Below are 22,011 nucleotides of genomic sequence, written 5' to 3' on the forward strand. Positions count from 1 at the left end.
AATTCTCCTATGGAGCCCTCAATGCCGCATGAGTTCAGAGCGTCACATCCGGTTACCGGGACATTCCGATCGGCGTTCGTGGACGACCACGACGCCCACGACTCGGGGTCGTGGGCGAGGACCGTCCGCCCGCCGTCGACGGGAACGGTCGCCCCGGTGATGAACCCGGCCCCGTCGGACAGCAGGTAGGCGATCGCGTCCGCCACCTCCCCGGAGCGCGCGACCCTGCCGATCGGGTGCAGGAGCGCCATCTCCCGCTCGATCCTGGCGGCGCCCTCCGGCCCCAGGGAGACGAGGAACTCCGTGTAGCGCTCGGTCTCGACCGAACCGGGGGCCACCGCGTTGACGCGGATGCCGTGCGCGCCGTACTCCACCGCGAGCGCGCGGGTCATCCCCTCGACGGCGGCCTTGGCCGTCGCGTACGGCACGCAGCCCCTGACCGCCTGCCGCGCCTGGTGCGAGGAGACGTTGACGATCGCCCCCGGCGTCCCCGCCGCGAGAAAACGGCGTACCGCGGTCGCGCATCCGACGACGGCGGCGTTCAGGTTGGCCGCGATGAGCTCCAGCACCCGCCGGGTGGGCGCGGAGTGCAGGGAGGCGTCTGCCGCGCCCGCCGCCTGTCACCACGTATGAACGGCCCATGCTCCCTCTCGCCTTCGATGGGCAGTCGGTGTGAACACGGGATCACAGTGCCCGCTCCGGGCCCCGGGGAACATGAGCTCTCCCCGCCGTCCGCCGGACGGGGCCGCGCGGGCGGCGGCGCACGACGCGACCGGAGGGCGGGGCGCCGACGGAGCGAGCCCGTTCCCGGCCGGACGGGTGCGGACGCGTCACGGCTCAGGACGGGACGCCCGGCCCCGGCGCGTCCCCGCGCCCTTCCCACGCCACGAGAGACGGCGAACGACGCCAGGGGACGACAGGGACGAACATCGTCAATAGCATGCAGGTCATGACCGTCATCCACGCTCAGCGCCGCGAACGCCTGGCGGCGATGCTGTCCGCTCACGAGGCGGACGCCCTACTGGTCACCCGGCCCGTCAACGTGCGCTACCTGACCGGCCTGGCGAGTTCGAACGCGGCCGTCCTGGTCACCGCGGACGCGGTGGCCACGCTGGCCACCGACTCCCGATACGCCGAGACCGCCAGACGGATCTGCTCGGACATCGAGGTGGTCGAGGAGCGCGACGTCGCGGGAAGCCTGGTTCCGCTGGCCGACCGGGTCGCCGTCGAGGCGCACCACATGCCGGTGGCCGACTACTTCCGCCTGGGCGAGGACCTGCTGCGGCTGTCCGGGCTGGTCGAGTCGGTGCGCAGGGTCAAGGACGAGGGGGAGATCGACCTCATCCGCACCGCGTGCGCGCTCACCGACCAGGCCTTCGCCGACGTGCTGCCCAGACTGCGGCCCGGGGTGACGGAGAAGGAGATCGCCAGGGCGCTCGAGACCCGGATGATCGAGCTGGGCGCGGAGAAACCCGCCTTCGACTCGATCGTGGCCTCCGGCCCCAACGGCTCGATTCCCCACCACTCGCCCTCCGACCGGCCACTGGAGCGCGGCGACCTGGTCACCATGGACTTCGGGGCGCTGTACGCGGGCTACCACGCCGACATGACCAGGACGGTGGCGATCGGCGAGCCCGCGGCCTGGCAGCGGGAGCTCTACGACCTGGTCCGCGCCGCGCAGCGGGCCGGTCGCCACGCCGTACGGCCCGGCGCGGTCACCCACGAGGTCGACGCGGCGGCCCGCGACCTGATCGCCGAGGCGGGCTACGGCGAGCGCTTCGGGCACGGCCTCGGTCACGGCGTCGGGCTGGAGATCCACGAGGTGCCGTTCCTGTCTCCGCCGAAGCCGGAACCCGACGGCGAGCACGCTAGACTAGAGGATCGAGTTCCGGTCACCGTCGAGCCCGGCGTCTATCTGCCGGGCAGGGGCGGCGTCCGCATCGAGGACACGCTCGTGACGCGTGATGACGGACCGGAACTTCTCACACGGACGACCAAAGAGCTGCTTGTCCTTTAGAGCGGCCGTACGCAGGAGAAACTAGTGGCGACGACGAACGACCTCAAGAACGGCCTGGTGCTCAAGCTCGACGGCGGTGAGCTCTGGACCGTTGTGGAGTTCCAGCACGTCAAGCCCGGCAAGGGTGGTGCGTTCGTCCGCACCAAGCTGAAGAACGTCCTTTCCGGCAAGGTCGTCGACAAGACCTTCAACGCAGGCGTCAAGGTCGAGGTGGCCAACGTCGACAAGCGCGAGATGCAGTTCTCCTACATGGACGGCGACGACTTCGTCTTCATGGACACCGAGACCTACGACATGCTCAACGTCTCGCGCCCCGCTGTCGGCGACGCCGCCAACTACCTTCTGGAGAACATGCTCGCCACCGTGGCGGTCAACGAGGGCAACGTGCTCTACGTCGACCTGCCCGCGGCCGTCGAGCTGATCATCGCGGAGACCGAGCCCGGCCTGCAGGGTGACCGCTCGACCGGCGGCACCAAGCCCGCCAAGCTGGAGACCGGCGCCGAGATCAAGGTGCCGCTGTTCATCACGACCGGCGAGAAGGTCAAGGTCGACACCCGCACCGGCGATTACCTCGGCCGCGCCTGATGTCCGCACGGGGTAAGGCGCGCAGGCGCGCGCTGGACATCCTGTTCGAGGCGGAGGCGCGCAGCCAGGACCCGCTCAGCGTGCTGGCCGAGCGCCTTGAGCGGGCGGAGCCGCCCGTCAACGAGTACACCGCGACGATCGTCGAGGGGGTGTGCAGACACCGCGCGCGCATCGACGAGCTGATCACCACCTACGCCGAGGGCTGGACGCTCGACCGCATGCCCGCGGTCGACCGCAACCTGCTGCGCGGTGGCACCTACGAGCTGCTGTGGATGCCCGACGTCCCCGAGGGCGTCGTCATCAGTGAGTGGGTCGGTCTGGCGTCCGAGCTGTCGACGGACGAGTCGCCGCAGTTCGTCAACGGCCTCATGGCCCGCTTCAAGCAGCTCAAGCCGTCCCTCGCGCTGTAGGCCACGCCCATGGAGGGATCGGGCGACCCGGTCCCTCCACAGGCGTGCCGCGGGAGCCATACATGGATTTTTCCCCTTCTGGTCGCTTGCTCTCCACGCTGGCGGTCCGCACCGGGGAAAGACTCGATCAGGCGGGGCCATGGATCGCCCTCGGACGGTCCCGCGGCCGTCCCGGCGTAGGCTGGGCTCGTACCGCGAAAGAGGAGGCGATCTGAAGTTGCGCGCCGTAGGCATCTCGCGCCCATCAGGCACCCCGGCGGTCCGCACCGCCGTCGTATGGGACGTGCTGCGGGCAGTGCTCGCCGACCGGGTGACCGCGACCGGCAGGGATCGGCTCGACATCGTCGACGCAGGAGGCGGGACGGGAGGCTTCGCCGTGCCGCTCGCCGGTCTCGGGCACGCCGTCACGGTCGTCGACCCCAGCCCCGACTCGCTGGCCGCGCTCGAGCGCCGTGCCGCGGAGGCGGGAGTGACCGTGCGCGCCCTGCAGGGGGACGCCGCGGACCTGAGGGAGCTCCTCCCCGTCGACGGCGCCGACCTGGTGCTGTGTCACAGCGTCCTGGAGTACGTCGAGGATCCGGTCAGCGCGCTGAGCGCCATGGCCGCCCTGCTGCGCGAGGGCGGCGCGGTCAGCGTGCTGGCCGCCAACCCGCTCGCGGCCGCGTTGCACCGTTCCGTGGCGGGCCGCTTCGACGAGGCGCTCCAGGTCCTTGACGACCCCGAGGGCCGGTGGGGCGATCGCGACCCCACTCCCAGGCGCTTCACCAGGGAGGCCCTGTCCCGGCTCCTGGCCGTGACCGGGTTCACCCTCGGAGAGGTCCACGGCGTGCGGATCTTCGCGGACCTGGTGCCGAGCCGTCTGCTCGACGGGGAACCGGGAGCCGCGCGTGCGCTGGTCGCCCTCGAGCAGGCCGCCGCCGCCCACCCGGTGCTCAGGGACATCGCGACCCAGCTGCACGCCCTCGGTCGCCGGTGAGCCTTCCGTCGAACGCGCGTTCCCATACAATGGGGGCGTGTCGAGGAAACAGCAGGTGCCGCGTCCCGGTTCCGACCTGGGTTCCGACGACACGGGCTGCCCGATCCTCCACGTGGACATGGACGCCTTCTACGCCAGCGTCGAGCTGCGCGAGCGGCCCGAGCTGCGGGGCGTCCCCGTCATCGTCGGCGCGCCGGGCGCCCGCGGCGTGGTGCTCAGTGCCACGTACGAGGCCAGGAGATTCGGGGTGCACTCGGCGATGCCCATGACGCGGGCCCGGCGCCTGTGCCCCCGAGCAGTGATCATCCCGCCGAGCCGGGGGAAGTACTCCGAGGTCTCCCGGGGCGTCATGGAGATCTTCCACACGTTCACCCCGGAGGTGGAGCCGATCGCCTCGGACGAGGCGTTCCTCGACGTCGGCGGGGCCCGCAAGCGGCTGGGCCCGCCCGCCGCGATCGCCGCCATGATCCGCGAGAGGGTCGTGCGCGAGCACGGGATCACCTGCTCCGTCGGGGTGGCGAACAGTAAATTCGTGGCAAAGCTCGCCTCGCAGCACTGCAAGCCCGACGGCCTGATGGTCGTGCCCGCGGACAGGGTGGTCGACTTCCTCCACCCGCTCCCCGTCGCGGCGCTGTGGGGCGTCGGAGAGCGCACCGAGCAGTCCCTGGTGCGGTTGGGGATCAAGACGGTCGGCGATCTCGCCAGGGTCCCGGTGGAGACGCTCCAGCGCGATCTGGGCCAGGCGATCGGCGCTCACCTGGCCGCGCTCGCCTGGGGGCGCGACGAGCGCAGGGTGACCCCGAACGCGCCCGACAAGAGCATCGGGGCCGAGGAGACGTTCGCCACGGACGTCGGCGACCCGGTGAAGATCCGCAAGGAGTTGCTCCGTCTCTCCGAGCGGGTCGCCGCCAGGCTCAGGGAGGGCGCTCACGCGGGCCGCACGGTCAGCGTCAAGCTCCGCCGCGCCGACTTCACCACCATCTCCCGCTCCAGGACCCTCAGGGAGCCGACGGACGTCGCCAGGGTGATCTACACCACCGCCTGCGACCTGTACGCCGCCGCGGATCTGGACGGCATACGGCTCCGCCTGGTCGGAGTGCGGGTCGAGAACCTCCGTCCGGCCGCCGAGGTGACCAGGCAGCTCGGCCTGGGAGAGCGGGAGACCGGCTGGCGGGAGGCCGAGCAGGCGGTGGACCGGGCGACGCGCAGGTTCGGCCGTGATGCGGTGCTCCCGGCGTCGCTTGTTCGCCCGTCGTTTGATGAAATAGATCTATGACACCGCCTCCGGTTTGGACTACGTTGGACGTTTTCTTTCGTCTACGTCTACAGCCTCGTATTCTGGGGATAACCGACCGCGAGGTTCGGACACCCCGTGTCGTCCGTCACCGTCTTCCCCGTACTGGGGCTGTCCTTGGGAGGCGCCGTGCCGCTCTCTGAGCACGAGCAGCGCTTGCTCGACCAGATCGAGCAGGCCCTCTACGCCGAGGACCCGAAGTGGGCCAATACCGTAAGGATCAGTGATCCGCGCAGCCACTACAAGCGCCGCCTGGTGAAGGCCTCCATCGGCTTCATCCTGGGCGTCGTCCTGTTGATGGTCGGCGTCATGAACTACATCCTGCTCGGCGTTGTCGGTTTCGTGGTCATGCTCGCCGCGTGTTTGTGGGGTCTATCCAGCTGGAAGCGGATGAACGGATTCGGCGAGGCCTCAGCGGCCGGCCCTTCCGGTCAGCCGGGCAGAGCCAGGCGCCGTGGCGGCCCCCGGCCGAGCTTCATGGAGCGGATGGAAGAGCGCTGGCGCCGTCGCCACGACGAGCGCTAGCGGGCCTGGGCCCGTCCTCGTGACGGTCGCGGGCCACTGGTTCTGACGGTCATGGGCCGCCTCCGCCGGAGGCGGCCCTCCCGGATCCTCGCGCCTTCCCGGCCCTTCGAGGCCCCTTCGGGCCTTCGGACGCGCTGCCCTCCCCGGCCCTTCGGGGCTTCTCCAGGTCTTCGGGTGCCCGTGCCTCCCCGGCCCCGCAGGGCTCCTTCGGGTCTTCGGACGCCCGTGCCCTCCAGGACCTTCGGGGCCCCGCGTCTCCGGAGGACCCCGATCCCCGGTGTGCCGGATCTCCCGGTGCCTCCCGGCCTCCGGCGTCCCCACGGGGGACCGTCGCCGGAGGCCGGGAGGCAGGTCAGACGTTCCGCCTGGCGGGCCTGCGCAGCCTCAGGTTCTCGAGCCGGTCGAAACCGTCGAGCAGGCGGCCCCCCAGGCGCCGCATCCGCAGGAGCGTCGAGGGCGGCAGCAGGACCGCCCGGATCCGCCTGCCACGCGTCACCGTGGCCGCCAGCGCCCGGCGCACCACGCGGAGGTCCTCCCGCAGCGAGCCGATCTCGCCGGGGGTCCTGGCGAAGAGCATCCGCTCGACCGCCGTGGCGATCCTCGTCATCGAGGCCGCCGCCTCCGCGTCGAACCCGTACTGCCCGATCAGCCGCCCGGCCAGCGCCCTGGGGCTCTCGCTCGGCTGCCGGGACATCCCGTAGTCGCACAACGCGTCGTCGAGCTCGGCCCAGGCCGCCGTCGTCGCCGACTCCCACCTGCCGGTCCTGGCCGCCGTGACGCCGGTCGACTCCAGGACGACGGGGGCGCTCGAGGCGGCGCGGGAGTAGGACCTTCGGCGGCGGGCGCGCAGCTGCCAGCGGAGCAGCGCGGGGACGAGCCCGACCAGCGCCGCGATCGCCACGCCGAGGCCGATCCGCACCGCCGTCGGCGTGCCCTCGTCCGCGGTGACGAGGGCGCCGCCGCCGTACTCGAGGTCGAGCATCCGGTTGCGGGGGTTGCTCGCCGACCCGTTGGGCAGGTCGAGCGCGCCGGAGCCGACGGTCGGAGCCGTGGTCGGCCGGCCGCCCTCGGGCTTGGCGGCCTCCGTGCGGGTGTAGGACGGAACCGTCGCGCTGCCCTGGCCTCCGCTGCCGGTCGGGGTCGGCTCGAACCGCAGCCACCCGACCCCCTCGAAGTAGAGTTCCGGCCACGCGTGGGAGTCGTGCATGCGCACCTGCCACCGCTCGCCGAGCCTGCTGCCGCCGGTGTAGCCGATGGCGACCCTGGCGGGGATGCCCAGGATCCTCGCCATCACTGCCATCGAGGCGGCGAACTGCTCGCAGTATCCGGCCCGGTTGTGGATCAGGAAGTCCGTCAGCGCCTGCTCGTCGTGCCCCTGGGTGGACAGGCTGTAGGTGAACCCGCCGTCCTTGGTGAAGAACTCCTGGAGCCGGACCGCCCGCTCGTAGTGGCCGCCGCTCCGTTCCGCCACCCGCGCGGCCAGCTCCCTGACCTCGCGGGGCAGGTTCCTCGGCAGCTGCAGATAGCGTTCGGCGATCTCCGGGGGGATGGGCCTGGTGGACTTGAGGATCTCCGCCGTCGGGTTCGGCTCGTCGCTGACGACGGTGTAGGTCAGCCCTTCCGCGGTGTCCTGCGTGGAGAAGACCATCAGCGTGTCCCGGTCGGGGCGCCAGTCGCCCTCGACGTCGATCCTGCCGGGAGGGTACGGCAGCGGCAGGAACTTCAGGTTCCTGATCTCGTCGCTCACCGTGATCTTGGTCGTCACGTTCGTGACGGGCACGCCCGTGCCCTGGCCCGGAGGACGGGGCAGCGGCCCCTCCGAGGTCCGGTCCTCGGGACGGCCGTTCGGGCCCGTCATCGTCCACTGCTGGCCGTCGAAGATGTCCAGTGAGTACATCCTCAGGTAGCGCGGAGAGTTGTCGCTGGTGGTGTAGGTGAGGATGTCGGAGTTGACCGGCAGCGACAGCTCGCCCCGCAGGTTGACGATCGGGTTCGGGATGCTGATCGAGTTGCCGCCCCTGCCCCTTCCGTTGCCGACGCCGAAGCCGAACAGCGGGTCCGGCTCCAGGGTGGGAAGCAGCGCGGGCAGCAGGACGGCCAGCACGATCGCGGTCACCCCGATGCGCTTGCCGGACAGGCGCAGCACCCCGGGGTCCGAGGCGGTCCTCGGCCTGGCGTAGGCCGAGGTCCGGCGCACCAGCACCGCCCTGCCCCAGTGGCTGACGCGCTCCCTGCCGTCGGCCACCAGCAGCCCGAGGTAGCCCAGGGCGGAGATGATGAACGCGGGCCAGCCGATCGGCTCGGTGACGACCGCCGCGGGAACGGTGAACAGCGCCAGCAGCGGCAGCCCGGTGAGCGCGGCCCGGCGCACGCGGGAGGCCAGCAGGTCGACCACGATCGCGATCAGGCCGACGCCCCCGCAGGTCAGCAGCGTGATGGAGACGGTCGCGGGCACGGGGGCCGCGAAGCGCTGGATGTCGGCGAACCCGGTGAGCAGCAGCCTGCCCAGGGCGAGGAGCGAATCCCGGGTGGGAACGACGCCCGCCCACGCCTTGCCGCCGGCGAACACGGCCGTCAGGTAGATCCACAGTGCGACGAGCTGGGCCGGCGGCGCCAGCCAGTCCGGCAGGGTGAGGCGGCTGGCCAGCATGCCGACGCCGGTCACGACCACGATGGCCCCGAGGCTCGTCCAGAACCAGGCGCCGCCCTGGAAGAGGGGGTAGAGCGTGACCGCGACCGCCGCCGTGGCCGCGCCTGACGCGATGGGAAGTCTCATGAGCCGCCCCCGGTGAATGCGAATCGTCCGCGCTGCGCGGCGTCAGGCCACACGTTCGCGATCGAGGCGCCCGCGGGCAGCCGCACGACGCGCCACCCGGCCCCGGCGAGCACCCCCCGCGCCGCCTGGTAGTGCTCGTTCTCGCCGAGCTCGGGTAGTTCCCAGCCCGCCACGTCCAGCATCACGGCCACCCCGGTCACGTTGCCGTGCCTGAGCCTGGCCAGCGCCCTGGCCTGCTCGACGTCCATCACGCCGAGCACCGCGACGATCAGGCCTTCGCCGCCGCCCTGCCGCAGGGCGGCTATGCCGTACTCCAGGGAACGCGCCGAGCTGGTCCGTATCTCGGCGAGGGCGTCCAGCAGCGACCAGCCGAGCCCGGTCTCGGGGAGCCGCTCCGCGCCCTGGTCGGTGATCAGACGCAGGCCGAGTCCCTCGTGGGCCAGGTGCGCGCCGATGGAGGCCGCGGCCGAGACCGCGACCTCGAAGGAGGAGCGCGGGCCCTCACCCCGGTGCGCGTACCTGCGGGTGTCCAGCAGCAGCGCGCCCCGGCTCTGCCACTGCTGCTCCTCGCGCCGCACCATCAGCTCGCCGTACCTGGCGGTCGAGCGCCAGTGCACCCGCCGCAGGTCGTCGCCCTGCCGGTACTCGCGCGGCGCGACGTCGTCGTCGCCCGCGGCCGCCACGCTCCTGGTACGGCTCTCGCCTCCGCCCGCCAGCTCCCCGGACAGACGGACCCGGGGCAGGGGCACGACGTGCGGGGTCACCACGAGGGTGTCGCTGATGGTGAAGGACCTGGTCAGTTCGACGAGGCCGAACGGGTCGCTGATCCGCACGGTGAGCGGGCCGATGCCGAAGCGCCCCCGCAGGTCGGACCTGACCCGGTAGTCGATCTCCCGGACGCCCTGCGCCTCCACCCGGTCCAGCACGAACCTGGGCCGGGCTCCCAGCGCGTAGGGAACGGTGTCCTCGATCATCAGCAGGCCGGTCGGCAGCCGGGTGACGTTCTCAAGACGCAGTGTCACGGTGGCCTCGCTGCCCACCGGGCACCTGGGCGGGTCCAGGCGTCGCGCGCAGCTCAGCCGGTAGCGGGTGCGGCTGACCACCATCGCCGCGAGCAGCGGCATGGTGACGATCAGCACCCCGATCCTGAGCAGGTCGTGCTCCCCGAGGAGGAAGGCGCACAGCAGTGCCGCGACACCGGACGCGAGGAAGGACCGGCCGCGGGCGGTGAGCGCTTTGAGGCCTGAGATCACTTCGTCTGGGCCTCGGGCACCGGAACCTGGCGGACCAGGTCTGCCATCACCTGCTCGGGCATGCGCCGCTGGCCCTGGGCCTCGACGCTGGGCAGCAGCCGGTGCGCCAGGACGGGAACGCACAGCTCCTGCAGGTCGTCGGGGATGACGTAGTCGCGTCCCGCCAGCGCCGCGTGCGCCCTGGCGGCCCTGACCAGCTGCAGGGTCGAACGTGGAGAGGCGCCCAGGCGCAGCTCGGGGGAGTGGCGGGTGGCGGTCACCAGGTCGACGGCGTACTTCTTGATCGGCTGCGAGACGTAGACCGCGCGCACCGCCTCGATGAGCGCCTTGACCTCCGCGGTCGTCGCCACCGGCTCCAGCTTGTCCAGCGGAGAGGTGGCGCCGTGCACGTCGAGCATCTCCAGCTCGGCGCCCGGCGCGGGGTAGCCCATCGCGATCCGGGCGGTGAAGCGGTCGCGCTGCGCCTCGGGGAGGGGGTAGGTGCCCTCCATCTCGATGGGGTTCTGGGTCGCGATGACCATGAAGGGGCTGTCCAGCGCGTAGGTCGTGCCGTCCACGGTGACCTGGTGCTCCTCCATGCACTCCAGCAGCGCCGACTGCGTCTTCGGCGAGGCTCGGTTGATCTCGTCGCCCACCACGATGCTGGCGAACACCGGACCGGGCTTGAACTCGAACTCCCTGGTCTGCTGGTTGTAGGCGCTGACCCCCGTGATGTCGCTCGGCAGCAGGTCGGGGGTGAACTGGATCCGGCGGACCGGGCAGTCGATGGATCGTGCCAGCGCCTTGGCGAGCATCGTCTTGCCGACTCCGGGCACGTCCTCGATGAGAAGGTGCCCTTCGGCGAGAAGGACGGTCAAGGTCAGGCGGACGGCGTCGCCCTTGCCCTCGATCACCGACTCGATCGCCTGGCGGATGCGATGCGCCGTGACGACCAGATCATCGAGTCGAGGTGAGACGTCGTGGGTTACTGCCACCAGGCCTCCATGAAGCTGCGGCGGTTTCGCGCCGGGGGGTTGTATTTTCGGGGCCTTTATAGCCCCTTTTCCATTGTGCGTACCGACACTACGACGCTGTGGGTTCCAGAGCGACTCTATGTGGGTATTAGGGCTGTTTCTGGGTGGACAGACACAGTGTGTGAGCTGAGCATCCTGTTCTTGTCGGAGAGTCGTGCGGATCTCGTGACGAGCGGGCGGGGGCCGCTCGGGGAAAGGCGTCCCGGGCCCGCCGCAGGCCTCCCGGCGCTCCACTTTTCCCCCCTCGGTGTCGCCGGCCGGTCGATTTCGCGATTGCCCGGCTGTCGCTCACCTTCTCGACACGCCCGTGACATGTGGGGGCGGCTTACCCCCTCCACTCCGCCCCACCCTTTCTGAGCTGGGGAAATAACGGCGAAACCCATCGCTAAGACCCGTAGAATCAGTTGACGGTGGAGAGAAGTGGAGTATGGTGGTGCGCAGTGGAGGGCAGGGGCTACAGCGCCAGGTGCTCCGCTAGGCACGGGAGGTGGGGCCGGTGTTCCTCGGCACTCATCACCCGCGTCTCGATGACAAGGGACGGCTGTTCCTGCCGGCGAAGTACCGTGAGGAGCTGGCGGAGGGTCTGGTGATCACCAAAGGCCAGGAGCGCTGCCTCTACGTTTTCCCCGTAGAGGAGTTCCAGCGCATTACCGAGGCTCTGCGCACCGCGCCGGTGACCGCCAAGGCGGTCCGCGACTACAGCCGTGTCTTCTTCGCCAGCGCCTCCGACGAGGTCGCCGACAAGCAAGGCCGGATCACCATCCCGCAGGCTCTGCGCGAGTACGCCAGCCTGCGTCGTGACTGTGCGGTCATCGGCGCCAACACCCGGCTGGAGATCTGGGACGCGTGCGCCTGGGACAAGTATCTGGCCGACCAAGAGCAGGCTTTTTCCGATCTGTCGGAGGAGGTGCTGCCAGGGATTCTGTGACTCCACGGTCGACTCATGGGTGAAAACGTCGTTCGGCGAGGTCTCCACCCGCAACCACATGCCTGTCAGCTGATGCACCTTCCCCGGTGTCAGGTGACAGGCGGCACACGGGTGCGGATGGGGACCTGGCCGGACGGCCCCCGGGGGTGGGAGCCAGTCAAGAGACACCGATGAGCGTCCGTCGCACAACCGCGATCGTGGCGGCGAGAAGGGGGTTGCGCTTCATGCGCGCCGAAAACGACAAGCATGATCTTCCGGCCTCCGGCGGCCATGTGCCCGTGATGCTCGAGCGCGTGCTCGAGCTCCTGGCCCCGGCGCTGTCCGGGCCCCACCCCGTCGTGGTCGACGCCAACCTCGGCCTCGGCGGTCACGCCGAGGCGCTCCTCGCGGCCCACCCCTCGCTGCACCTGGTCGGCATCGACCGGGACCCCACCGCGATCGAGCGCTCCACCGCCAGGCTCGCGCCGTACGCCGACAGGACCACCCTGGTCAGGGCGGTCTCGGACGAGCTCACCGAGGTGCTCGCCGACAGCGGGCATCCCCGGGTCAACGGGGTGCTGTTCGACCTGGGCGTCTCCTCCCCGCAACTGGACGAGGCGGAGCGTGGCTTCGCCTACTCCTACGACGCGCCGCTGGACATGCGCATGGACCGGGACCAGGAGCTGACCGCCGAGACCGTCGTGAACACCTACCCGGTTCCCCAGCTGATCCGGATCCTCCGGGATTACGGCGAGGAACGATTCGCCCCGCGTGTCGCGCACCTAATCGGCAAGGAACGGGCCAAGGAGGCCATAACGTCGACTAAGCGGCTTGCGGAGATTGTCCGTGAGGCAATCCCCGCCGCCACTCGACGGACCGGGGGCAACCCCGCCAAAAGGACTTTCCAGGCGTTGAGGATCGAGGTGAACGCGGAGTTGACAGCACTGGAACGCGCGCTCCCCGCCGCGCTCGACGCGCTGACGCTCGGCGGGCGCGTGGTCGTGCTCGCCTACCACTCCCTCGAGGACCGGCTCACCAAGCAGGTCCTCGCGACGCGGACCAAGGAGACGGGGCCGCCGGGGATGCCCGTCCCGTTGCCGGCTCACCAGCCGAGGTTCGCCCTCCTGACAAGGGGAGCAGAGCTCCCGAGCGAAGAAGAGGTGGCCCGCAACCCGCGTGCCGCCTCCGCCCGGTGCCGGGCGGCGGAGAGGATTCGTGAGGCAGTTGACGAGGAGTGAGCAAGACGTTCGCCGCACCGCGCCAGGTCGCGGCGGACGGCCGGCGCGTGTCCCCCGTGCGACGCCCCCGGCGCGCAGGGCCAGGCCGGTCAGGACCGTTCCCGCCGCCGGCCAGGCGGTCAGGACGGTCGCGGCGCCCACGGCGGCCGCGTCCGCGGCACGCCGCCGGGGGCGGGCGCCGCGCGCTCCCTTCCTGCTGCTCGTGGTCGGCCTGCTCTGCGGCGGCCTGGTCAGCCTCCTGCTGCTGAACACCATCCTCGCCCAGGACTCCTTCAGGGCCAACGAGCTGCGTAACGGCAACAACCAGCTCCGCCAGAAGAAGGAGGAGCTCAAGCACCTGAACGCCCAGATGGACACCCCCGAGTGGCTCGCGCAGAACGCCGAGAAGCAGGGGCAGCAGCCGGACTGGGACGACCTCAACGTCATCACCGACGGCTCCGCCAACGGCAAGGCCGCCAGCGACGGCCAGACGCCCGCGGGGCAGGAGCGAGTGCCGGGCACGGGCCGGTGAGGGAGACCGGGGGGCGGGGCCCCGGTCCGGGGCGCGGCGGTTCCGGCAGCGGATCCGCCGGAGGCTCCGGCCGCCGTGTTCCAGGAGGTCCAGGCCGTACCGGGCGGCCGGGAGGCCAGGACGCCACAGGGAAGCCGGGAGCCTCGGGGCGTCCTCCGCGTCCCGACGGGCAAGGCGCCCCTGGCCGTCCCCGCCCTGACGGGCAGGGCAGGCCGGACGGCGCGGGCACAGGCAGACCGGGCTCCTCCGGCAGGCAGCCGGGGGAGGGGACCGGCACGCCGGGCCGTCCGGGGGGAGCGGGCAAGCCGCGTCCAGGAGGGACCTCCGGCAGATCCGACGGTCAGACGGGGGGCGGCAGGCCGCGTTCCGAGGGGGCCTCGGGCAGGCAGGGCGGCCAGGCGGGAGCGGGCAGGTCCGCGCGTCCCGAGGGCGGCCAGGGCAGGCAGACGGGCCAGGGCGGCGCGGGAAGGCCGCGTCCTGCGGGCTCACCCGGCACGCCGGGCCGTCCGGCAGGAGCGGGCAAGCCGCGTCCAGGAGGGACCTCCGGCAGATCCGACGGTCAGACGGGGGGCGGCAGGCCGCGTTCCGAGGGGGCCTCGGGCAGGCAGGGCGGCCAGACGGGAGCGGGCAGGTCCGCGCGTCCCGAGGGCGGCCAGGGCAGGCAGACGGGCCAGGGCGGCGCGGGAAGGCCGCGTCCCGGGGGCTCACCCGGCAGGCCCGGCGCCTCAGGCGGAGGCGGCAGAGCGCGTTCCGAGGGAACCCCGGGCAGGCCCGGCGGCCCCGCGGGGGGCGGCAGGCCGCGTTCCGAGGGGGCCTCGGGCAGGCAGGGCGGCCAGACGGGAGCGGGCGGGTCCGCGCGTCCCGAGAGGAGTCCGGGCAGACCCGGCGCCTCGGCAGGGACCAGAGGGCCGGGGTCCTCGGGCAGGCCGGTGCGGTTCGAGTCGGTGGCGGGGCCGACGCGTCAGGAGGACGCGGGCGGCCCGCGGACGCCCCGGCGCCCGCCGAGGCCAGGAGAGGACGTCGCCCCCGGCACGGCCCGCCCCGGCGCGGGGCGCGGTGACGGGCGGGCGGGCGACCTCGGCAGGGCAGGGGGCAGGATCCGCCTCGGCGGCACGCCGCCCCGTCCTCCCGCGCGCCCTCCCGCCGTGCTGCGCCTCGGCAACCCCGGCAGGCGCATCAGCGTCGGCCTGATCGGGATGACCTTCGTGCTGTCCATCTTCGCGGGACGGCTCATCCAGCTTCAGGGCCTGGACTCCAAGGTCTACACGGCCAAGGCCGCCGAGCAGCGGGTCCGCCCGGAGAAGCTGCCCGCGCGGCGAGGGGCGATCACCGACGCCGACGGCCACGAGCTCGCGCTGACCTTGGAGGCGCGCGAGATCTTCATCGACCCCTCGGTCGTGAGCGCGGCCAAGCGCGACCAGGTGGCCACGGCCCTGGCCGCCGAGCTGGGGGTCCAGAAAGAGCCGATCATGGCCAAGCTCGCCGCGGGCGGCCGCTACCAGCAGGTGGCGGCGGCCGTCGACCCCACGGTCGCGCAGCGGATCATGGACCGTGACTTCAAGGGGGTCGGCAGCAAGCACCGCTATCGGCGCGACTACCCCGGCGGCGACCTGGCGGGCACCCTGCTGGGCTTCGTCGGCAGCGACGGCACGGGCCTGAGCGGGCTTGAGAGCACCTACAACAAGTTGCTCGCGGGCCGCGACGGCGAGCAGTTCGTCGAGACGGGTCTCGAAGGGCAGCGCATCCCGATGACCGGCGGCACGCTCAAGGCGCCGGTCGACGGCGGGAGCGTGCGGCTGACCGTCAACCGCGACATCCAGTGGGCCGCGCAGAAGGCGATCGCCGACCAGGTGAAGGCCGTCGGCGCGCGCACCGGCAGCGCCATCGTCATGGACGTGCAGACCGGACACCTGCTCGCGATGGCCAACGCGCCCGAGCTCGACCTGAAGAACTGGCAGAAGGCCCCACCGGAGGACTGGGTCAACCGTTCGGTGACGGACGTGTTCGAACCCGGAAGCACCAACAAGGTCATCACCGCGGCGGCCGCCCTGGAGTCGGGAGCGGTGCGTCCGGAGAGCGTGTTCTCCGTGCGGGACAACATCAGATGCGCCGACCAGGTGCTCAGGGACTCCCACCCGCACCCGATGGAGCGGCTGACCTTCTCCGGGGTGGTCGCGACCTCGAGCAACGTGGGCACGATCCTCGCCGCCCAGAAGGTCGGCGACGAGAAGCTGTACGGGATGCTGCAGCGCTTCGGCTTCGGCGTCAAACCGGGCAGCGGCCTGCCCGGCGAGGAGGCGGGGCTCCTGCCCGACTGGAGGAACTGGTCGGGCAGCCAGCGCTGCACGGTCGCCTACGGCCAGGGCGTCTCGGTGACCGCGCTCCAGACCGCCAGCGTCTACCAGACCATCGCCAACGGCGGCACGCGCGTCACCCCGCGGATCGTGGCCGGGACCACCAACGGGGAGGGCGTGTTCACCCCCTCCGCACCCGGCGCGCGGACCCGGGTCATCGGCGAGCGCACGGCCAAGGAGATCGCGGGGATGCTGGAGGCCGCGGTGAGCACGGACGGCACCGGCAACCTCGCCGCCATCGACGGCTACCGGGTGGCGGGCAAGACAGGCACCGCGATGCGCTATGACACCAGGTGTCAAGGCTACTGCGGATACACTTCCACATTCGTTGGCTTCGCCCCGGCGGACAAGCCCCGCCTGGTCGTCCTGGCGGTCGTCCAGGACCCCCAGAAGGGGCACTACGGCGGGGAGATCGCCGCTCCCGTCTTCAAGAAAGTGATGACGTTCGCGTTGAAGAGCAAGAAGATCCCGCCCACCGGAACCAGGCCGCCCGCGGTGCGGATACGCGCCGGGGAATGATGAGGGAAGGTACGCTCTCGCCGTGCGTCCCCCGTCGTCCATGCGACCCTCAACCAGCTCACCCCGTCCGCTCTCGGGGCTGGCGAGCCTGCTCGGCGCGCCCTCCGGCACGTCGCGAGCGCCGCTGGCCGCGGTGTCCGGGGTCACCATCGACTCGCGCCAGGTCCAGCGCGGAGACCTCTACGTCGCGCTGCCGGGCGCCACGTCCCACGGAGCCGACTTCTCCGCCCAGGCCCTCGCCGCGGGAGCGGCCGCGATCCTGACCGACCCCGAGGGGCGTGAGGCCGCCGTCGCGACCGGCCTGCCGGTCCTCGTCGTGCCGGACCCGCGCGCCCTGCTCGGGCAGGCCGCCGCCTGGGTGTACGGCGCCCCCTCGGCCGAGATGGCCGTCATCGGGGTGACCGGCACCAGCGGCAAGTCCACCACCGCCTTCCTGCTGGAAGCGGGGCTGCGGGCCGCGGGGCACACGACGGGGCTGATCGGCGGCGTCGAGATCCGCGCGGGCGAGCTGCGCTTCACCCCCAAGCTGACCACGCCGGAGGCCAGCGACCTGCAGGGCCTGTTCGCCCTCATGCGCGAGCAGGGCGTCACGGCGGCGGCGATGGAGGTCTCCAGCCACGCGCTCGCGCTCGGCCGCGTCGACGCGGTCCTCTACGACGTCGCGCTGTTCACCAACCTGTCCCAGGACCATCTCGACTTCCACAAGGACCTCGAGGAGTACTTCGCCACGAAGGCCCGCCTCTTCACTCCCGAGATGAGCCGAACCGGCGTCGTCAACGTCGACGACGCGCACGGGCGCGAGCTGCTGGGGCTCAGCAAGATCCCGATGACCACCTTCTCCGCGAAGGGCGACGCCGAGGCCGACTGGCGGGCGGCGGACGTCCGCCTGAGCGCCGAGGGCGGCTCCTTCCGCGTGGTCGGCCCCGGTGGGGTCGAGGAGGAGGCGACGGTCGCGCTGCCGGGCCCGTTCAACGTCGCCAACGCGCTGGGCGCGATCGTCTCCCTGGTCGAGGCCGGAGTGCCGCTGCGTGCCGCGGTCGCGGGCGTCGCCACGGTGACGGGCGTGCCCGGCCGGATGGAACGGGTGCCGGGAGGCGACGGCTTCCAGGCCGTCGTCGACTACTCCCACAAACCGGGTGCCGTCGAGTCCGTGCTGAACGCCCTGCGCGAGATCACGACAGGCAGGCTGACCGTGGTGCTGGGCTGCGGCGGCGACCGCGACAGGGGCAAGCGCCCGATGATGGGGGAGGCGGCCGCCAGGCTCGCCGATGTGGCCGTTCTCACCAGTGACAACCCACGCTCGGAGGACCCGTTGCGGATCCTGGCCGAGATGATGGACGGAGTCCTCTCCGTGCCCGGGGACGAGCGCGCACATGTGATCATTGAGCCGGACCGGGCCGCCGCCATCCGCCTGGCGATCGACAGGGCGGGCGTCGGAGACGTCGTCGTCGTGGCGGGCAAGGGGCACGAGCAGGGACAGTACGTCGGGGGCGAGGTGCTCCCGTTCGACGACAGGCAGGTCGTGGCCGAGGCGATCGTCAGACGGCGCGACCGGACGGGCGCCGAGGCACGGGCCGAAGCACGTATGGAGAGTAGGGAAGACGCATCATGATCCCGTTGCCGCTGGCCAGGATCGCCGAGATCACCTCGGGGGCCCTCGCCGGCATGGCCGATCCCCGTGCGGTGGTGCGCGGCCCGGTCGTCATCGACTCCCGCGCCGTCGAGCCGGGGTCGCTGTTCGTGGCCATCAAGGGCGCACGGGCCGACGGGCACGACTTCGCGGCCCAGGCGGTCGCGGCGGGCGCCGTCGCCGTCCTGGCGTCCAGGCCCGTCGACGCCCCCGCGATCGTCGTCGGTGACATCCTGGCGGCCCTGGCGCAGCTGGCCACCGCCGTGGCCGCCGGCCTGCCGGAGGCCACGGTCATCGGCGTGACCGGCTCGGCGGGCAAGACCACGACCAAGGATCTGCTGGCCCGTCTCGCCGCCAGGGTCGGCCCGACGATCGCCCCTGTGGAGTCGTTCAACAACGAGATCGGCCACCCCCTCACCGTCATGAGGGCCGCGGAGGACACCCGCTACATGGTGCTCGAGCTCAGCGCCAGGCACGCGGGCCACATCGCCGACCTCGCCCGCATCGCCCCGCCCAGGATCGGCGTGGTCCTCAACGTCGGAAGCGCCCACCTGGGCGTCTTCGGCGGCAAGGAGGCGATCGCGCAGGCGAAGGGCGAGCTGGTCGAGGCGCTGCCCGCCGACGGCGTGGCCGTGCTGAACGCCGACGACCCGCTGGTGGCCGCGATGGCGGAGCGGACCGCGGCCCGCGTCACCTGGTACGGCAGGGCCGAGACCGCCGCCGTCCGCGCGCAGGACGTGACGCTCGACGAGCGGGGCAGGGCCCGCTTCACGCTGCGCACCCCGTCGGGGGCCGCGCCGGTCGAACTTCGCCTGTACGGCGAGCACGCCGTGGACAACGCCCTGGCCGCGGCGGCCGCCGCCTACGAGCTCGGTCTGCCGGTCACCACCATCGCGGAGGAGCTGTCGGAGGCCGAGCCCCGCAGCCGCTGGCGGATGGAGGTCACCGACAGGCCGGACGGCGTCACCGTGATCAACGACGCCTACAACGCCAACCCCGACTCCATGCGCGCCGCCTTCGGCGCCCTGGACGCCCTCGCGGGCGGCCGTCGCCGCTTCGCGGTCATCGCCGCGCTGCAGGAGCTCGGCGAGGAGGGCCCCGCGCTCAACGCGGGAGTGGGACGCCTGGCCGCGAGCGCGGGCCTCGAAGCCCTCTTCGTCGTGGGAGCCGACGCCGACCCCGTCCTGGCGGGCGCCGCGTCCGTCACGGGCGGCGCGGGCGACCCTCCGCGGGCCGGGAGCGGCGCGGATCCCGCCCCGCGGGCCGCGGACGGATCAGAGGGGGAGCCGCGGGCTCAGGACGGCGCTCCGCCGGGCACGCCGCCCGACGCGCCGTCCCGCACCAGGGTCGTCCACGTCGCCGACGTCGCCGAGGCGGTCGCCGGGCTCTCCGCGCTGCTGGCCCCCGGCGACGTGGTGCTGGTCAAGGGGCCGCGGGTCGCCGGCCTCCAGCGCGTGGCCCAGGCGCTGACCGGGGGTGAGCGCCAATGATGGAGATCCTCATCGCGGCGGCGGTCGGACTGCTGCTGTCGATGTTCGGCACCCCGCTGGCCATCCGCCTGTTCTCGCGGCGCGGTTACGGCCAGAGCATCCGTGAGGAAGGGCCCTCGGGCCACCACGACAAGCGCGGCACCCCGACCATGGGCGGCACCGTCATCGTGATCGCGGCGCTGCTCGGGTTCATCTGCGCCCACCTGTACAGCCGGACCCTGCCGACGGTCTCGGCGATCCTGGTGCTGTTCCTGATGACTGGCCTGGGCGCGGTCGGCTTCCTCGACGACTTCATCAAGATCTACAAGCAGCGCAGCCTCGGCCTGCGCAGCGGCGCCAAGGCGCTGGGCCAGCTCATCGTCGGGGCGGTCTTCGCCGTCCTGGTGACCCGCTTCCCCAACGCCTACCTGATCACCCCGGCGGAGACTCGCCTGTCCTTCCTGCGGGACTTCGGCCCGTCGATCGGCCTCATCGGGTTCACGATCTGGGTGCTCATCATGATCGTGGGCTTCTCCAACGCGGTGAACCTCACCGACGGCCTCGACGGCCTGGCCAGCGGCGCGACCGGAGTGGTGCTGGCCTCCTACGTCCTGATCGGCAACTGGCAGCTCCGCAACAACTGCACCACCCAGCTCGGCCCCAACTGCTACTGGGTCCGTGACCCGCTCGACCTGGCCGTGGTCGCGGCCGCGGTGCTCGGCGCGCTGGTCGGCTTCCTGTGGTGGAACGCCCCGCCCGCCAAGATCTTCATGGGTGACACGGGCTCCCTGGCCCTGGGCGGTGTGCTCGCGGGCCTGGCCATCACCACCCGTACCCAGGGCCTGCTGTTCATCCTGGCGGGCATGTGCGTGGTCATCACGGCGTCGGTGATCATCCAGGTGGGCTTCTTCAAGATGACGCGCAAACGCGTCTTCAGAATGGCTCCGCTCCAGCACCACTTCGAGCTGTCAGGCTGGGCGGAGACGACCATCGTGGTCCGCTTCTGGCTCATCGCGGGGCTCTGCGCCGCCGCCGGTCTCGGACTGTTCTACGTCGAATGGATGCCGAAGCAGTGACAACGCACACGAGTCCCCGCGACGCGGAGGTGACGGCGTGATCTGCGTCGCCGGTCTCGGGGTCTCGGGCACGGCCGCCGCCCGCGCCATGGCCGCCAGGGGCGAGAAGGTCGTCGTCATCGAGGGCAAGGAGAGCGAGCGGGCCAGGGCGGCCGCCGCGGAGCTGGCCGAGGCGGGCGTCGAGGTCCGCTTCGGCGCGCCCGCCGGGCTGCCCGACGGCACCCGTCTCGTCGTCACCACCGGCTGGCCGCCGCACCACCCGCTGCTCCTGGCCGCCGCGGAGGACGGGATCGAGGTCGTCAGCGAGGTCGAGCTGGCCTGGCGGCTGCGCCCTGAGGGCGCGGCTCCGTGGCTGGCGCTGACCGGCACCAACGGCAAGACCACCGTGGTGCGGATGCTCACCTCGATGCTGACCGCCGCGGGGCACAGGGCCCTCGCGGTCGGCAACGTCGGCACCCCCGTCGTCGAGGCGGTCACCGGGCCGTGGGACGTGCTGGCCGTCGAGCTGTCCAGCTTCCAGCTGCACCGCTCGCCCAGCCTCGCCCCGCACGCCGCGGCCCTGCTCAACGTCGCGCCGGACCACCTCGACTGGCACGGCTCCCTCGAGGAGTACGCCAGGGCCAAGGGGGAGATCTTCGCCAGGGCGGGGACGATCGTCCACAACGCCGACGACGAGTGGCCGGTCCGCCTGGCCGGGCCGTACGGCGAGCACGGGCGTGTGGTCGGCTTCACCCTCGACGTGCCCAGGCCCGGACAGATCGGCGTGGTCGACGACCTGCTGGTCGACCGCGCCTTCGTGGCCGACCCGGTGCGCAACGCCGAGGAGCTCGCCTCGTTCGCCGACGTCAGGCCCTTCGCGCCGCACAACGTGGCCAACGCCCTCGCCGCCGCGGCGCTGGCCAGGTCCTACGGCGTGCCCGCCGAGGCCGTACGCCGGGGCCTGCTCGACTTCGTCCCCGACCCGCACCGGATCGCACACGTCGCGCGGGTCGGCGAGGTCGACTACGTGGACGACTCCAAGGCCACGAACCCGCACGCCGCCGCGGCCTCGCTCGCCGCCTACCCGTCGATCGTCTGGGTCGCGGGCGGGCAGCTCAAGGGCGCCGACGTCGACGACCTGGTACGCCGCGCCGCGCCGCGGCTGCGCGGCGCGGTGCTGCTGGGCGTCGACCGCGAGCGAATTCGTCAGGCGCTGGCGCGACACGCCGAGAATGTTCCGGTGGTCGAGGTGCCGGGGCAAGACACTGGGGTCATGGACCGCGTCGTCACCGAAGCCGCCAGGCTCGCCGCCCCGGGAGACACCGTGCTGCTGGCCCCCGCCGGAGCGTCCCTGGACATGTACGCCGGCTACCCAGCGCGGGGGGAGGCGTTCGCGCGAGCCGTGCACCGGCTCGTCACCCGGCACGACGGCGGGCGGGAGTGAGCACGGCGGCGCACCAGGGCGCCGGGCCTGAGAGG

18 protein-coding genes are annotated in these 22,011 nt (G+C 72.1%); 14 read left to right on the forward strand and 4 right to left on the reverse strand.

Features of this window, described 5'->3' with window-relative positions; all coding sequences use genetic code 11:
• Positions 1 to 569, reverse strand: a 569-nt coding sequence (locus PKF00_RS20675; protein ID WP_271219226.1) for an SDR family NAD(P)-dependent oxidoreductase, incomplete at its 3' end; no start/stop codon positions are given.
• Positions 570 to 949: 380 nt separating this feature from the next.
• On the opposite strand from PKF00_RS20675, the gene PKF00_RS20680 reads away from it, so the two are divergent.
• From PKF00_RS20680 to PKF00_RS20705, 6 genes are all read left to right on the forward strand, one after another.
• Entirely contained in the window at positions 950 to 2,017 is a 1,068-nt protein-coding gene (locus PKF00_RS20680; RefSeq protein ID WP_271219227.1) for a M24 family metallopeptidase, read from the forward strand.
• A 24-nt stretch (positions 2,018 to 2,041) separates the two neighbouring features.
• Complete coding sequence (gene efp, locus PKF00_RS20685; RefSeq protein ID WP_271219228.1) at positions 2,042 to 2,602, forward strand: elongation factor P; 561 nt, start codon at positions 2,042 to 2,044, stop codon at positions 2,600 to 2,602.
• Positions 2,602 to 3,012: a transcription antitermination factor NusB gene (gene nusB, locus PKF00_RS20690; protein WP_086577701.1), complete on the forward strand. Its 411-nt coding sequence runs from the start codon at positions 2,602 to 2,604 to the stop codon at positions 3,010 to 3,012. The genes efp and nusB overlap by 1 nt, the downstream gene beginning before the upstream one ends.
• 217 nt (positions 3,013 to 3,229) lie before the next feature.
• Positions 3,230 to 3,988, forward strand: coding sequence for a methyltransferase domain-containing protein (locus PKF00_RS20695; protein WP_271219229.1), 759 nt, complete (start codon positions 3,230 to 3,232; stop codon positions 3,986 to 3,988).
• A gap of 37 nt (positions 3,989 to 4,025) precedes the next feature.
• Positions 4,026 to 5,264: a DNA polymerase IV gene (locus tag PKF00_RS20700; protein WP_271219230.1), complete on the forward strand. Its 1,239-nt coding sequence runs from the start codon at positions 4,026 to 4,028 to the stop codon at positions 5,262 to 5,264.
• A gap of 147 nt (positions 5,265 to 5,411) precedes the next feature.
• Positions 5,412 to 5,807, forward strand: coding sequence for an SCO2097 family morphological protein (locus PKF00_RS20705; protein ID WP_271219231.1), 396 nt, complete (start codon positions 5,412 to 5,414; stop codon positions 5,805 to 5,807).
• Positions 5,808 to 6,159: 352 nt separating this feature from the next.
• On the opposite strand, the gene PKF00_RS20710 is transcribed toward PKF00_RS20705, so the two are convergent.
• From PKF00_RS20710 to PKF00_RS20720, 3 genes are read right to left on the reverse strand one after another with little or no spacing between them, the layout of a single operon-like run.
• Positions 6,160 to 8,583: a transglutaminase TgpA family protein gene (locus tag PKF00_RS20710; protein ID WP_271219232.1), complete on the reverse strand. Its 2,424-nt coding sequence runs from the start codon at positions 8,581 to 8,583 to the stop codon at positions 6,160 to 6,162.
• Positions 8,580 to 9,836, reverse strand: coding sequence for a DUF58 domain-containing protein (locus PKF00_RS20715; protein ID WP_271219233.1), 1,257 nt, complete (start codon positions 9,834 to 9,836; stop codon positions 8,580 to 8,582). Before PKF00_RS20715 ends, PKF00_RS20710 begins: the two co-directional genes overlap by 4 nt.
• A complete protein-coding gene (locus PKF00_RS20720) occupies positions 9,833 to 10,810 on the reverse strand; it encodes an AAA family ATPase (protein WP_271219234.1) in 978 nt (325 codons plus the stop codon). The genes PKF00_RS20715 and PKF00_RS20720 overlap by 4 nt, the downstream gene beginning before the upstream one ends.
• A 535-nt stretch (positions 10,811 to 11,345) precedes the next feature.
• On the opposite strand from PKF00_RS20720, the gene mraZ reads away from it, so the two are divergent.
• The 8 genes from mraZ (at position 11,346) to murD (ending at position 21,976) form a co-directional block, all read left to right on the forward strand.
• On the forward strand, positions 11,346 to 11,777 hold the full coding sequence (gene mraZ / locus PKF00_RS20725) for a division/cell wall cluster transcriptional repressor MraZ (RefSeq protein ID WP_271219235.1): 432 nt from the start codon (positions 11,346 to 11,348) through the stop codon (positions 11,775 to 11,777).
• 224 nt (positions 11,778 to 12,001) lie between these two features.
• Positions 12,002 to 12,994, forward strand: coding sequence for a 16S rRNA (cytosine(1402)-N(4))-methyltransferase RsmH (gene rsmH, locus PKF00_RS20730; RefSeq protein WP_271219441.1), 993 nt, complete (start codon positions 12,002 to 12,004; stop codon positions 12,992 to 12,994).
• Positions 12,972 to 13,505, forward strand: a complete 534-nt coding sequence (gene ftsL / locus PKF00_RS20735; protein ID WP_271219236.1) for a cell division protein FtsL — start codon at positions 12,972 to 12,974, stop codon at positions 13,503 to 13,505. Before rsmH ends, ftsL begins: the two co-directional genes overlap by 23 nt.
• A gap of 1,145 nt (positions 13,506 to 14,650) precedes the next feature.
• A complete protein-coding gene (locus PKF00_RS45300; RefSeq protein ID WP_486389268.1) occupies positions 14,651 to 16,378 on the forward strand; it encodes a peptidoglycan D,D-transpeptidase FtsI family protein in 1,728 nt (575 codons plus the stop codon).
• A 40-nt stretch (positions 16,379 to 16,418) separates the two neighbouring features.
• Positions 16,419 to 17,990, forward strand: coding sequence for a UDP-N-acetylmuramoyl-L-alanyl-D-glutamate--2,6-diaminopimelate ligase (locus PKF00_RS20745; protein ID WP_271219238.1), 1,572 nt, complete (start codon positions 16,419 to 16,421; stop codon positions 17,988 to 17,990).
• Complete coding sequence (locus tag PKF00_RS20750; protein ID WP_271219239.1) at positions 17,987 to 19,498, forward strand: UDP-N-acetylmuramoyl-tripeptide--D-alanyl-D-alanine ligase; 1,512 nt, start codon at positions 17,987 to 17,989, stop codon at positions 19,496 to 19,498. The genes PKF00_RS20745 and PKF00_RS20750 overlap by 4 nt, the downstream gene beginning before the upstream one ends.
• Complete coding sequence (gene mraY, locus PKF00_RS20755) at positions 19,495 to 20,553, forward strand: phospho-N-acetylmuramoyl-pentapeptide-transferase (protein WP_271219240.1); 1,059 nt, start codon at positions 19,495 to 19,497, stop codon at positions 20,551 to 20,553. The genes PKF00_RS20750 and mraY overlap by 4 nt, the downstream gene beginning before the upstream one ends.
• 37 nt (positions 20,554 to 20,590) lie before the next feature.
• Positions 20,591 to 21,976: a UDP-N-acetylmuramoyl-L-alanine--D-glutamate ligase gene (gene murD, locus PKF00_RS20760; RefSeq protein WP_271219241.1), complete on the forward strand. Its 1,386-nt coding sequence runs from the start codon at positions 20,591 to 20,593 to the stop codon at positions 21,974 to 21,976.
• Positions 21,977 to 22,011: the final 35 nt, after the last annotated feature.

This window comes from Streptosporangium carneum (assembly GCF_027922005.1).
GTDB classification, from domain to species: domain Bacteria; phylum Actinomycetota; class Actinomycetes; order Streptosporangiales; family Streptosporangiaceae; genus Streptosporangium; species Streptosporangium carneum.

Bases quoted from the DNA above. Each gene is read 5' to 3' on its own strand.
- PKF00_RS20680 (WP_271219227.1), top strand. From the start codon at position 950: ATGACCGTCATCCACGCTCAGCGCCGCGAACGCCTGGCGGCGATGCTG.
- nusB (WP_086577701.1), top strand. From the start codon at position 2,602: ATGTCCGCACGGGGTAAGGCGCGCAGGCGCGCGCTGGACATCCTGTTC.
- PKF00_RS20710 (WP_271219232.1), bottom strand. From the start codon at position 8,583: ATGAGACTTCCCATCGCGTCAGGCGCGGCCACGGCGGCGGTCGCGGTC.
- rsmH (WP_271219441.1), top strand. From the start codon at position 12,002: ATGCGCGCCGAAAACGACAAGCATGATCTTCCGGCCTCCGGCGGCCAT.
- PKF00_RS20745 (WP_271219238.1), top strand. From the start codon at position 16,419: ATGCGACCCTCAACCAGCTCACCCCGTCCGCTCTCGGGGCTGGCGAGC.
- PKF00_RS20750 (WP_271219239.1), top strand. From the start codon at position 17,987: ATGATCCCGTTGCCGCTGGCCAGGATCGCCGAGATCACCTCGGGGGCC.
- mraY (WP_271219240.1), top strand. From the start codon at position 19,495: ATGATGGAGATCCTCATCGCGGCGGCGGTCGGACTGCTGCTGTCGATG.